This window comes from Bacillus sp. MMSF_3328 (genome assembly GCF_030733525.1).
GTDB classification, from domain to species: domain Bacteria; phylum Bacillota; class Bacilli; order Bacillales; family Cytobacillaceae; genus Bacillus_AB; species Bacillus_AB infantis.
On sequence record NZ_JASHIV010000004.1, the window covers coordinates 333,435 to 346,018 of the forward strand.

Sequence of the window (12,584 nt, forward strand, 5' to 3'; positions counted from 1 at the left end):
CGTTTTGCTATTATATTTGAATGCCGCATTTGCCGGCCTGCTCATATTATCCAATATTCTTGCCGTCAAACTGTTCAGCCTGGGATCCTGGGCTGTTCTGCCGGCGGCTGTGATTGTTTATGTTTTTACGTATCCGATTACTGATATCATCGGTGAAGTTTATGGAAAAGAAGCTGCCAGGAAGACCGTGCTCGCCGGATTCGTAACACAGCTCCTGTCAGCCGTTTTCATTTTTGCAGCGATCCATCTGCCATCAGCGCCATTCTTTGGAGCACAGGCTGAATTTGAAACGATTTTAAGCGGAAGCTTCCGCATCACCATTGCAAGCCTTATTTCTTATCTGGTCAGCCAAAACCTGGATGTGTATGTCTTCCATAAGCTGAAGGAAAAGCATGGCAGCAGGAAACTGTGGATCCGCAATAATCTGTCCACAGTCTCAAGCCAGCTGATCGATACTTCTGTGTTCATTCTGATCGCTTTTTACGGCACCATGCCTGCAGGGGCGCTCCTTGCGATGATCGGAACACAATATGCCTTTAAGTTCCTTGTCGCGCTGATTGATACACCCCTGGTTTACCTGCTGGTCGGCATGGCCAGAAAAGAAAAAAAGCAGCCTGCCGAGTTCGCAGGCTGACAGCAGAATCTGCGTCATGAAAACAGTCTCTAGCAGGGGGCTGTTTTTTGATGCTGCTGCATGATGGTGCCAGGTACCATGAAAAGACAATGTGGCCAAAGTGTCCACCGATGGTGCCAGGTACCATGAAAAGACATACATAGCCAAAGTGTCCACTGAAGGTACCTGGCACCGCAAAAAGATAATTGGGGCAAAAGTGTCCACCAGCGGTGCCTGGCACGGAAACCAAGTTTTTGTTTCTGGTTCGGTGTTTTTGGTTTACAATCAAGGTGGAAATAATTCTTAATTTTTTTGTGAAGGATAATGGGATAAGGAGGGAAGGACTTGGATAATAAAGCCGGGGGGAAGGATCCCCGTTTTAAGGTGGCGAAGAGGGAAGCCTGGATCGGTATCGGTCTTGTCCTTTTTAATTTTCTGTGGTGGTTTGGCTTTGCTTACGGGATGGGCTCAGGTCCTGTCGAAGAGTATACATATATCATGGGGCTGCCTGCGTGGTTTTTCTATAGCTGTGTGGCGGGATTTGCGGTTGTGTTTGTCCTTGTTTGGGCAGCCGTGAAGTTTCTGTTTAAAGAAGTCCCTTTCGATGACAGTGAAGAAGGGGGGAAGGCGGAATGAATATAGGTGTCATTATCCCGCTTCTTGTGTTCCTGGTGGCGATTTTCCTGGTAGGCTTTTGGGCGAGCAGGCATGTCCGCTCGACAGATTCTTTTCTGCAGGAATACTTCCTCGGCGGAAGGGAGCTGGGCGGATTCATCCTCGCCATGACGATGATTGCCACTTACGGCAGCGCCAGCAGCTTCATCGGCGGACCCGGTGTCGCCTACACCCAGGGGCTCGGCTGGGTGCTGCTTGCGATGTCACAGCTTGTGACAGGCTATTTTGTGCTGATGGTGCTCGGGAAAAAATTTGCAATTGTCGCCAGGCAGTATAATGCTGTCACACTGATCGACTTTTTGAAAGAAAGGTATCAGAGCAAGTGGGTGGTGCTGCTCTCAGCGCTCAGCATCATCATCTTCCTGTTCGCTTCCATGGCGGCCCAGTGGGTCGGCGGCGCCCGTCTGATCGAATCGCTGACAGGCCTTTCATATGGGGCTGCCCTGTTCATTTTTGCGGCATCAGTCCTTGTATATGTCATCATTGGCGGCTTCAGGGCCGTGGCTGTAACAGATGCGGTCCAGGGAGTCATCATGTTTGTTGGGACCCTGATCCTTCTGATCGCTGTCATTATTGCCGGCGGAGGGATTGGGAATATCATCACCGACCTAAGGACGGAAAACCCTGGGCTTGTTTCACCGTACGGCTTTGACGGCGGGCTGTCCCCGCTCTATGTTTCTTCCTTTTGGATTCTTGTCGGCGTCGGGGTGGTCGGCCTGCCGCAGGTGACTGTCAGGGCGATGAGCTACAAAAACTCCAGGGCCATGCACAGGGCGATCATCATCGGCACCTTTGTGGTCGGCTTCATCATGCTTGGCATGCATCTGATCGGCGTGTTCGCGCGTCCGATCCTGCCTGGTATTGAGGTGGGGGACAAGGTGATGCCGCTCATTGCGATGGAGGTCCTGCCACCGTGGCTGGCAGGGGTAGTATTGGCCGCTCCGATGGCAGCGATCATGTCGACTGTCGATTCTCTGCTCCTCCTCGTCAGCTCGGCTGTCGTGAAGGATGTGTATCTGAATTATATCAATCCTGATGCAAGTGAAGGGACGGTTAAGAAGCTGAGCCTCGGCGTTACAGCGGTCCTCGGAATCCTGGTCTGCCTGATGGCGCTCAGTCCGCCGGATCTGATCATCTGGCTCAATCTGTTTTCCTTTGGAGGGCTTGAGGCTGCCTTCATATGGCCGGTCGTCCTTGGCCTGTACTGGAGTAGGGGAAATAAGCATGGAGCCATTGCCTCCATGATCACCGGGGTAGTCTCGTATATCCTTTTTTATACATACTATCCGAATGCCTTTGGCATGAACACAGTCATCATGCCGATCATCCTGTCATTTGCCGCTTACATGCTCATCAGCATGCTGACGGCCGGGACAGCACAGAAAGATATGGGGCAGACAGCCTGAAAAAAAACGGGACAGCTTTTGCAGGTCCCGTCTTTTTGTGTATGAACTAATATTTTATCTTAAAGGAAGAAGACAGCTCGCCCTGGCCATCCAGTTCATCCACTTGCATCTGATCGATCGCCGAGAAGGGGTTCCCTCTCTTTAAATCCCTCATAAAAGAATCCAACTGCTTCTTGTCCCCCATTGCCCGGATCTCCACAGAACCGTCATCCCGGTTGCGCACCCAGCCATTGATGCCGTATTGAACAGCTTTTCTCTGTGCGAAAAAGCGGAAGCCCACTCCCTGCACCTTTCCGGAAACTATAATGTTCAAATGGATCATCTTCTTCTCCTCCGGCACCATAATTACCTACATCGTCCCACAAAAGAGGGGCTAATGCAATATTCAAGAAGACAGAAAAAATAAAGGTCGGCCCCCATAAAATTTTCCGGCCTAACGAATGGTGTAGATAGTCTTTAAAAAGAAATAAGATGGAAATACCTGCCTGTAAAAGAAGGGGTTAAAAAAGTTTCCGGTTTTATGTTACAATTAGATTACAAACTGTTTAAAAACCAGTTAAAACAGATTTGTAGAATACAAATGTCTTTGTTAAACTTTAGAAATGTGACCGGCCATGACAGGGAAAAAGCGTCAGCCGGCATCAAAATCGAGCTAAAATGAGTGGGAGATAAGATGAATAAATATATATATGCAATGCTAATGGTGCTGTCAATGTTAACCGCCGCGTGCAGCAATCAGATCCACACATCACTTGCAGAGGAAATTTCGCACAAAACAGAGAAACAGAAAGACGATTCTGCTATCCTGACGATCCAGACAGAAGGCAAGGATAAAAAGGATACTTCATGGCTTAAGGAAAAGTCCCTTTACCGCATTGAAGCTGCCGATGAAGGCCTGGCTTATGAAGTCTATATTTATGCGGAAAATGAAACAACCGTCAAGCTTGAACAAGCAGGCGTTTTAGGAGATAAGCAGGACACGGTGCATGAAGGGAATTATTCAGTCTATATGGCCAAAAAAGGGGCAAAGTCTGCCTTTAAGCAGGATATTCTTTCATCCCTGCCGCTTGTTTTCAATGAAGAAGTAAAAGGGGCGTATCCGCTTAAGCTTGGTGATAAGACCCTGCTTGCCATCGTCCAGCCTGAGGGGGACAGCCGGTTCTCGGCAGAGCTGTACAGCATCCAGAATGGAGAGCTGAAAATCGTCCAGTCCGGTGAGGGAATCAGGTCCATACTCGGACCTGAAATCAAAGCAATCAAACAGGAATACATCCAGACAGTCAATTCTATTGATGACAATGAAGGATGGGTTTTTTCAACATGGGCATTCGACAAGGAAAAGCTGGAAATCAAACAGGTCAGCGAGACGGTCTACGATGATTCTGACATGAAGGACGGTCTGGGCGAAGGGGAAAAATGGTTTGAAATCTGGAGTGCAGCCGAAGAAAACTATCATCCGTTCTACAACATTCAGCTTGAAAAGGGCATTATCGATAAAGCCTCCCAAGGCATACTGACCGGGAGCCAATATCCGATCGGCACGAATATCAATGATGTCAAAAAGGCGAGCCCCCCTTCTATCGAGGCAGGGAAAAAAGACAAATATGCGTACCTGAAATATCCGGAAGTAACGTATTTTTATGATGAAGCCACACAAGAGGTAGCTGTCGTTTCAATTCCCGGAATCCGCCTGCAGTCAACGCTTGCAGATATCAAGAAAATGTTCGGCGAGCCGTTCAGGGAGAGCAGGAGAGGAACAGAGGTGCTGGCGATCTATGCTGCCGGAAAATACAATATTGATGTGTATGCAGACCAGTCAGGAAAAATAAAGTCTGTTCAGCTTAGGAAGCTTTAAGGATCCAGAAAAAATCCCGCGGGTGCATGGCCTGTTGAATGGAACAGTTAAACTGGCCACTGTTGGCCATAGTTCGAGGGGACGGATCATTTAAACATAAAGGTTATTTTTTAGTATGGTATTTTAATTTGAGTCTTAAAATAAGCGGAGATTTTCTGGTTACGCTGCTGAATATGGCAAAAGTGGGTGTAAATAAGCGGAGAATTTCCGGTTAAGCGGAGCGAAGCAGCCCATTTTCCTGTTTTTTAAATCGATAGGGGGAATTTCTCCGTCTATTTGAGCTATTTTTAGAGTGTTTTTAAAAATAGGGGGAATTTCTCCGCTTATTTTTCAACTCATTCGGGTCCGGAAAGGTGCGCTCTTTAGGAAAAACCTCTTCAGAAAGAATACTTTTTCTCACGTCTTATAAGGATGGCAAGATCGCAGCGATATATGCGAATAGAGCTAACAAAAAAAGCTGCAGGCCTAAATGGCCCGCAGCTTCCTTTTGTTATATCAATTAAAATGCCCAGTCGCCTTTGCGGAAAACGGGCTCTGACTGTCCGTCTTCCTTGATGCCGTCAATATCCATTTCGGCTGAGCCGATCATGAAGTCGACATGTGTAAGGCTTTCGTTCAGGCCATTTTCAGCAAGCTCTTCAGAGGACATTTTTTTGCCGCCCTCGATGCAGAATGCATAAGCGCTTCCGATTGCCAGGTGATTAGAGGCATTTTCGTCAAACAAAGTGTTGTAGAAAAGCAGATTGGACTGTGAGATCGGCGAGTTGAACGGCACAAGGGCTACTTCTCCAAGGTAATGGGAGCCTTCATCTGTCTCAACAAGCTGCTTCAGGATCTCTTCGCCTTCTTCAGCCTTCACATCCACAATGCGCCCGTTTTCAAAGGTAATCGTGAAGTTATCAATGATATTGCCGCCATAGCTGAGTGGCTTTGTGCTGGAAACATGCCCGTTGACACCGGTTTTAAGCGGAACGGTAAAGACTTCCTCAGTCGGCATATTAGCCATGAATTCATGGCCTTTTTCATTGACGCTGCCTGCCCCGACCCACAGATGCTTCTCAGGAAGCTCGATGGTCAAATCAGTGCCTGGCGCTGTATAATGCAGCTTTTTGAAGCCTTTGCTGTTCAGGTAATCGACTTTTTCATGCAGGGAAGCGTCATGATCCTTCCATGCCTGCACAGGATCTTCAAGGTCTGCGCGCGTTGCTTTAAAAATCGCATCCCAAAGTTTTTCCACGCGGCTTTCCTTAGGATCGTCTGCGAATACTTTGTCTGCCCAGCCTTCAGATGGGACAGCGATGACCGTCCAGCTTACCTTATCAGACTGTGCGTAGCGGCGGTATTTGCTCAACGCTTTCCCGGCTGCTTTTTGGAAATTGGCGATCCGCTCGGATTTGACCCCTTTGAGCAGGTCAGGGCTTGCAGATACGATTGACATGAACGCAGCGCCCTTCTCTGCGAGGTCTTCCATTTCCTTGGCGCGGAACTCAGGATACTCTGTAAAAGATTCCTCAGGCGCTAGATCATACTTCAGGCGTGTCACTGTATCATCAGACCAGTTGACCACCACATTGGCTGCTCCTGTTTCATAGGCTTTTTTAACGGCAAGGCGTACAAACTCTGCTGCATCAAGTGTTGCGTTGATTACAAGCGTCTGGCCCTCCTGGACATTGACGCCGACCTTGACTGCCAGCTCGGCATATTTTTCGAGATTTTGCTGGAATTGGCTCATATTATGTATCTCCTTTTTCAGAATCTTCTTCTACATTTTATCGGTTTCTGCGTGAAAAAGAAACAGTTTGGCCTGATTCCTTTTTCACGGGAAAAATGCAAGGCCCCCTAATACGAACCTGCAATGGGAGCACCGAAATACCTCCCATCAGGCTATTTTAAAAATGAAAAAGCCGGCTTATCGCCGGCCTTAAATCGAGTTTTGTCTGGCAGGGTGTTTTTCCTGCTTTTCATATAAGGCAAACATGAGCCAATAAAGAAATGCGCTTATCACTGCAAGCACCGCGAGAATGGCAAAGGTCCAGTTATAGCCGATCCAGACGGTCAGTGGAATCGATATGGGAGCGATGGTCTTCCCGACGGTAAAACGAAGGCTGGCTGCTGCAAAATACTGGCCCCTCATATGCTCCGGGGCGATGCGCGACACAAAGCTCTGCTGAAGCCCGACCGCCATCAGCTCTCCTAAAGTAAAGATGGCCATGGCAATGATCAGGCCCCAGATCCACTGCGTCTGCCCGAACATAATAATGCTGGCAGCGTAGAAAAGGGAAGAGGTGACAAATACATTCCGCTCTTTAAATTTGGCTGCATATCTAGTGACAGCGACTGTGAACAATGCCACCAGGAATCCATTTTCCGAGAGCAGGACGCCAAAGGCCTGCTCGCCGTGGACAGTGAACGACCAGCTTCCAATGCTGAAGAGGGACTGGTTGTCGACGGCCTCTTTCGTATAAACAGGAATCAGCAGGTCCAGCTGCATGAATGTCTGGGCGGCCAGGACGCCTGCGATGATAAAAAGCAGGAAGGTCCTGTCCCTGAAAATGATGCCGTAATCCTTCACCTGGGCCCCAAGGAAGCTGTACCATTTATCATTTTCCCCTGCGACAGCTGTATTCTCCGGAACCGTTTCGCGCGTCCATTTCGCCAGAACCAATGCGAGCAGGATGCAGACAATGCCCGCGATCAAGAGGAGCTGTGAGCGGTACTGCACATAAAAGAGCGCCCCAAGGATCGGCCCGACAACCACCGCAATATTGATGGAAGTATAAAAGATCGCAAACACATCGCTGCGGTGCTTTTCCTCGACCACGTCGGCCACCATCGCTTGGCTTGCCGGCCAGTAGAAGGCGCCGAACACTCCGACAAAGGTGAAGCAGATAAAGCCGAGCCAATAGGATTCGATGGCAGGGGAGCTGGCGACTGCAAACAGGATAAAGCAGATCCCCTGCCCGAAGGCCGACAGTACCATCATCGTCTTCCTGCCGAAACGGTCGGCGCAATAGCCGCCCATCAGGTTCGCCAATACAGAAAACACCTGCGATAAAATAAGCAGAAGGCCGGCCTTATCCTTGCCGAACGCCTCCGCAAAATAAATCGTCAAAAACGGAAAAAACATCCAAAACGTAATATTCATCAAAGATTCGCCGAACAGGCGCACCTTCAGATTAAAATCCCAATCTCTGATTCTCATGCTGAAATCCTCACTTCTCTGGTCAATATCGCTATCATACTACCTTTTTGAAAAAAATGACAGGTGCACGAGTGCTGAATTTTCTTTTGAAGAGAGGGAGAGATAACAAAGTTTTATAAGGCAACATATGGTGCGAAGAGTATGTCAGGCACGGCAAATGGACAAATAGAGGGAAAGTGTCTTTTGAAGGTGCCAGGCACTCTCTAGTGCTATGGCGCCTTCCGAAAGTTTCGCAGCCTCCCTCTGAACGAATGGCCTTTCGGGCAAAAGCCTTCCGAGGCATTCGGAACCTCTTTCGGAACCTGTCCGCTTATTTATAAATCTCTCGGAACCCCCCTCCGAAAGCTTCGGAGGGGCATGATAAATTCTTATGTGACGCCAAAACTGCCTGTTCCGGGAAGCAAGGGGAGTCGGGAACGTGCCTGCAGTCTCAGCCTTCAGCCCATAAAAAGACCCCAGCCGCTGCCGGCCGGGGTCCTGTTATCAATCTTCGTCCTTCATGGCCGCTTTCAGCAGATCGCCGAGGCTGGTTCCGAAGGATTCTTCGTTTTTGCTGTATTTCTGCACAAGCTTGCGTTCTTCCCGCTTGTTGACAGCTTTCTTTTTATCCTGCGCCTTCTCTACAACATTGCACGGGCGGCACTGGAAGTAGGTGCCGGCCTTGCCGTTGTGGATCTCCATTTTTTTATGGCACTGCGGGCAGCGGCGGTTGGAAAGCTTCGGATCCTTGCGCTTCCGGTAGCTGCATTCCATGTCAGAGCAGACGAGCACTTTGCCGTCTTTCGTATTGCGCTCTTTCAGGAAGGAGCCGCATTCCGGGCATTTTGAGCCGGTCAGATTATGGGCTCTGTAGGATTTATCGCTTGTCTTGATTTCGGAAACCAGCTGCTGTGTCTGCTGACGGATCTTTTTCAGGAATTCCTTCGGGCTCGCTTTACCGCGCGCGATCGCTTCAAGCTCCTGCTCCCATTTGGCTGTGAGCTCAGGTGATTTCAAGTCCTCGTTCACAAGGTCCATCAGCTGCTTGCCCTTCCCTGTAGGGTGGAGGCGTCCGCCGTTCTGGCGTTCAACTGCTTCGGTCGTAAGCAGGCGTTCAATGATCTCTGCCCTTGTTGCCGGTGTCCCAAGGCTGTATTTCTCCATTTGGGATAAAATATCGGCCTCAGTATAGCGACCAGGCGGCTCAGTCAGTTTTTGCTCGGAAGAAACTGATTTTACCGTCAAGGTCTGGCCTTTTGAGAGGGAAGAGAGATTCAGCTTCAATTCCTTTTCTTCTCCCTTGCCTGTCACCTGCCGGAAGCCTTCTTCAATGACGGCGGTTTCTCTTGTTGAAAAGATTTCGCCGTTCAGATCAAAGGAAGCTTGAATGGTTTCATATTTGTACGGCTCATGGAAAAGGGCCAGGAAGCGGCGGACAATGATGTCGTACAGCTTTTTCTCATCACTGTCCAGGTCGCTCAGATGAAGGCGCTCCTCGGTCGGGATGATGGCATGGTGATCGGTCACCTTTTCATTGTTGAACACGCGCTTGGCAAGGACCTTCCCTTTTTTCGCCAGTAGCGGCTTCACTTCATCCCTGTAGCCTGAGGCGATTCCATGGAGGCGGTCCAGCATCGTTGCTTCCATATCCTTTGTCAGGTAGCGGGAATCTGTCCTTGGATAGGTGACGAGCTTGTATTGCTCATACAATCGCTGCAGGACATTAGATGTCTTTTTCGCCGAAAAACCGAAGCGCTTATTGGCATCCCGCTGCAGCTCGGTCAGATCATAAGGAAGCGGCTGCTGCTCGCTTTTTTCCTTGCGGCTGATGGACTGGATCACGGCCTTTGCTGAATCGGTTTTTGCAACAATGGCTTCGGCTGTTTCTTTAGAAAAAGTCCTTTTCTCGCCGTTCTTTTCCCAGTCTGCCTTAAACGGCCCAACCTGGGCGGAAATCGTCCAGTATTCCTTCGGGGTGAAGGATTGGATCATTTTCTCCCTTTCCATGATCAGGGCAAGCGTCGGTGTCTGCACACGCCCGGCAGACAGCGGGTCATTATATTTCGTCGTCAAGGCACGTGTCACATTCAAACCGATCAGCCAGTCGGCTTCAGCACGGCATACCGCTGAATCGTAAAGGGCGAGGAACTGATCCCCGGGCTTCAGGCTTTGAAAGCCTTCTTTAATCGCACGGTCTGTGACAGAGGAGATCCACAGGCGCTTGACCTGCTTTTTCCAATAAATCTTCTCAAGAATCCAGCGGGCTACCAGCTCACCTTCACGTCCGGCATCAGTCGCGATGATGATTTCATTGATGTCCTTCCGCTTGGAAAGCGTGTCGATGGCCCGGAACTGGTGGCTCGTCTGCTTCATGACCTTTAGCCCCATCCGGTCAGGGATGATCGGCAGGTCTTCCAGGTTCCAATGCTTGAATTTTGTATCATAATTCTCAGGCATTTTCAGTTCAACCAGATGGCCGAGCGCCCAAGTGACAATGTATTTATTTCCTTCTATATAAGATTTATGTGTCTGCGTACATCCGAGCACACGGGCAATCTCCCGGGCCACACTCGGTTTTTCCGCAAGTACGAGTGATTTCATGTAAAGCTCCTTTCAAATCTGTGCTTCCTCTATAAGTATAACGGAAACGCAGGAAAATTTGTAATGGACAAAACGGAATGGGAACCCGATAAAAAGGATATACAGTAAATATCAGTGCCTGGCACCAAAGACCCTTATAAAAAAGGGGCAGCGATGTTAAAATAATGCAGGACAGGTTGTTTTTTTTCCTGATTTTTATACTTTATAAAATAGAACAGGCAAGCTTGTTCTCCTTTTTTTAACCCAAAAACAGAACATACGTTCTAAAGGTGGAGGTGGCAAAATGGAAGGCAGGGAGCCAAGTTTGGTGGTTCGTGAATTTTTGAGGCAGGAAGAGCATCAAAAGCTGTATGAGACTTATCTGGATGATCCCCATGAGAAAAATAAAGCCCGGCTCGAAGCAGCCTTTAAAAGGTACTTCAGACATATCCGCTTCGTTTCTTATTTAAATAAGACTATATATTATGAGTCAAGGAAGTTCGACATGAAGGCGCGGGAATTGCGCGCCAGGTATCAGCTCACACTGGATCGGCCTGCAGCAGAAGCAGAGAGCGGCGCAGAACCGCTGACACAGCTCCTCGAAGATGAGACGGCGCTCCAGCCTTTCATGGAAATCCCCTCCGGAAGGCTGGAAGATTACACAGCCGATCCCCGGCTCGCCAGAATCATCAAAGAACTGACACCAAGGCAGCAGGAAATTCTCTTTTACGCATTTGTCCGCAGCCTCCCTGATGCCGAAACAGCGAGATTGCTCGGCATCAGCCCGCAGGCAGTATCAAAGACCAAAAATAAAGCGATTGAAACCATAAGGAGGAAATACAATGCTTGAACAGCTGAATCTTTTGCAGATCATCGGCAATTTTGGATTCCCCATCGCCATCACCATGTATTTGCTGCACCGCTATGAAAACCGGTTCGAACAGCTGAAAATGAAAATGGAGGACATTTCCCGAAGCATCGCACAGATTGAAAAAGACAAAGGGTGAAAGCATGAATTTGTCACAGCAGGAAATAGAGGAAATCATGAAGGCCATCGAGCCTAAAATCAAAAAATCCTTATACCAGACAGGCAAGGAAAACCGGGAGGACCTCGAGCAGGAGCTGCGTGAAGCCGTCCTCCGCAAGCTCCGCGACAACAAACTTGAGGAAGTTCCCGGCTTTTTCGAGATGATGGAGGGAGGGGAGAGAAGGTAGAGAAGGCAGAGAAGGTGACAGGCTCCTATACCAGTTATAGACCAGTTGCAAACGGCTTGAGGTTAGCCGTTCAGGACTGCGGGTAAAGGGAAAGACAAACTTTCTGCCCGGTTTTTTTCTTCCCTGCCGCATTGAAGTGGTATAATGGCTGTAACGGCTGCGGGTGCCAGGCATGAGACTAGTGCCTGGCACCGGCGTACATATTATGTTGCTGGAGTGTGATGGAAGCCTGTGCGATTACGATTTACGAAATCTATCCCCAATCTGGTCACTCAAGGAAACCTGTACTGCGGTTTTCTCTCTATAGGATTTGCAGCGAACGGCCAATTCAAAAATGCGGCGATCCTCATTCTGATCGGCATGATGCTCGACAGCATGGACGGCAGACTTGCCCGGATGCTGAAGGCTGACAGCGCGCTCGGAAAAGAGCTCGACTCGCTCGCAGACATCGTCACTTTCGGAGTGGCGCCGTCCTTTTTAGTGTATTATACATATTTCTATCAATTCGACCTTCTTGGCCTTGCCATCGCCGGCCTTTTCCCGCTCTTCGGAGCATTCAGGCTGGCCAGGTTCAATATCAGTTCCCCAAAATCGTCCATGAATTATTTCGTCGGCGTCCCGATCACAGCCGCAGGAGGCATCATGGCACTCCTCACGCTGTTCGGGGACAAAATCCCGAATATCGTCACGACTGTCATTTTTACCGCATTATGCTTTCTAATGGTCTCGAAAATCAGGATCCCAAGCCTGAAGGAAGTCCCGCTTCCGAAATACGGAACCATCGTTACCATCTTTCTCGGCTGCCTTCTGTATCTGATCTACAAAGGGACATACGGCCAATTTCCCTACCTGATCTATATTGCAGCACCCATGTATATCGCCTATCTGGCCTATATCTTTGTAAAAGGGAAAAATAAGAAGGATATCGACTGAAAAAACCGCTGAGAAGCGGTTTTTTTGATTGGGCGGAGATTTCGAGGCGGAGGATGATCCGGTAATGTGGTTAATGAGGTGTGCGGATGAAGGGAGAGAGCTCTGGGAGGCGGGGAATCTACCGAA

General features: G+C 49.0%; 12 protein-coding genes. 8 read left to right on the forward strand and 4 right to left on the reverse strand.

The genetic code is table 11. The features are described 5' to 3' along the window. Positions 1 to 4: 4 nt before the first annotated feature. The 3 genes from RBB45_RS10305 to panF all read left to right on the forward strand — a co-directional run bounded on the left by RBB45_RS10305 (position 5) and on the right by panF (position 2,694). The gene (locus tag RBB45_RS10305) at positions 5 to 634 is read left to right on the forward strand and encodes a queuosine precursor transporter (RefSeq protein WP_224950961.1); all 630 of its coding nucleotides are present in this window, start codon (positions 5 to 7) and stop codon (positions 632 to 634) included. A 324-nt stretch (positions 635 to 958) separates the two neighbouring features. Further along, on the forward strand, positions 959 to 1,249 hold the full coding sequence (locus RBB45_RS10310) for a YhdT family protein (protein WP_094769790.1): 291 nt from the start codon (positions 959 to 961) through the stop codon (positions 1,247 to 1,249). Further along, entirely contained in the window at positions 1,246 to 2,694 is a 1,449-nt protein-coding gene (panF, locus tag RBB45_RS10315; RefSeq protein WP_306009525.1) for a sodium/pantothenate symporter, read from the forward strand. Before RBB45_RS10310 ends, panF begins: the two co-directional genes overlap by 4 nt. Before the next feature lie 46 nt (positions 2,695 to 2,740). Here panF and RBB45_RS10320 read toward each other — a convergent pair whose 3' ends face one another. Next, positions 2,741 to 3,016, reverse strand: coding sequence for an acylphosphatase (locus RBB45_RS10320; RefSeq protein WP_129613995.1), 276 nt, complete (start codon positions 3,014 to 3,016; stop codon positions 2,741 to 2,743). A 351-nt stretch (positions 3,017 to 3,367) separates the two neighbouring features. On the opposite strand from RBB45_RS10320, the gene RBB45_RS10325 reads away from it, so the two are divergent. Then, on the forward strand, positions 3,368 to 4,549 hold the full coding sequence (locus tag RBB45_RS10325; protein ID WP_306009526.1) for a DUF4309 domain-containing protein: 1,182 nt from the start codon (positions 3,368 to 3,370) through the stop codon (positions 4,547 to 4,549). A gap of 499 nt (positions 4,550 to 5,048) precedes the next feature. On the opposite strand, the gene RBB45_RS10330 is transcribed toward RBB45_RS10325, so the two are convergent. The 3 genes from RBB45_RS10330 to RBB45_RS10340 form a co-directional block, all read right to left on the reverse strand. Beyond that, positions 5,049 to 6,281: an aminopeptidase gene (locus RBB45_RS10330; protein WP_306009527.1), complete on the reverse strand. Its 1,233-nt coding sequence runs from the start codon at positions 6,279 to 6,281 to the stop codon at positions 5,049 to 5,051. Positions 6,282 to 6,470: 189 nt separating this feature from the next. After that, complete coding sequence (locus RBB45_RS10335; protein WP_306009528.1) at positions 6,471 to 7,751, reverse strand: MDR family MFS transporter; 1,281 nt, start codon at positions 7,749 to 7,751, stop codon at positions 6,471 to 6,473. A 483-nt stretch (positions 7,752 to 8,234) separates the two neighbouring features. Further along, on the reverse strand, positions 8,235 to 10,331 hold the full coding sequence (locus tag RBB45_RS10340; protein ID WP_022543364.1) for a DNA topoisomerase III: 2,097 nt from the start codon (positions 10,329 to 10,331) through the stop codon (positions 8,235 to 8,237). Between the two features lie 283 nt (positions 10,332 to 10,614). Here RBB45_RS10340 and RBB45_RS10345 point away from each other — a divergent pair, with 283 nt between their 5' ends. The 4 genes from RBB45_RS10345 to pssA all read left to right on the forward strand — a co-directional run bounded on the left by RBB45_RS10345 (position 10,615) and on the right by pssA (position 12,458). Further along, positions 10,615 to 11,160: a sigma factor-like helix-turn-helix DNA-binding protein gene (locus RBB45_RS10345; protein WP_101551177.1), complete on the forward strand. Its 546-nt coding sequence runs from the start codon at positions 10,615 to 10,617 to the stop codon at positions 11,158 to 11,160. After that, positions 11,153 to 11,317 carry a YvrJ family protein gene (locus RBB45_RS10350; RefSeq protein WP_101551179.1) on the forward strand — a complete coding sequence of 55 codons (165 nt, stop codon included), beginning with the start codon at positions 11,153 to 11,155 and terminating at the stop codon, positions 11,315 to 11,317. Before RBB45_RS10345 ends, RBB45_RS10350 begins: the two co-directional genes overlap by 8 nt. 4 nt (positions 11,318 to 11,321) lie before the next feature. After that, entirely contained in the window at positions 11,322 to 11,525 is a 204-nt protein-coding gene (locus RBB45_RS10355) for a hypothetical protein (protein WP_035401818.1), read from the forward strand. A gap of 231 nt (positions 11,526 to 11,756) precedes the next feature. Beyond that, on the forward strand, positions 11,757 to 12,458 hold the full coding sequence (gene pssA, locus RBB45_RS10360) for a CDP-diacylglycerol--serine O-phosphatidyltransferase (RefSeq protein WP_022543365.1): 702 nt from the start codon (positions 11,757 to 11,759) through the stop codon (positions 12,456 to 12,458). Positions 12,459 to 12,584 lie beyond the last annotated feature (126 nt).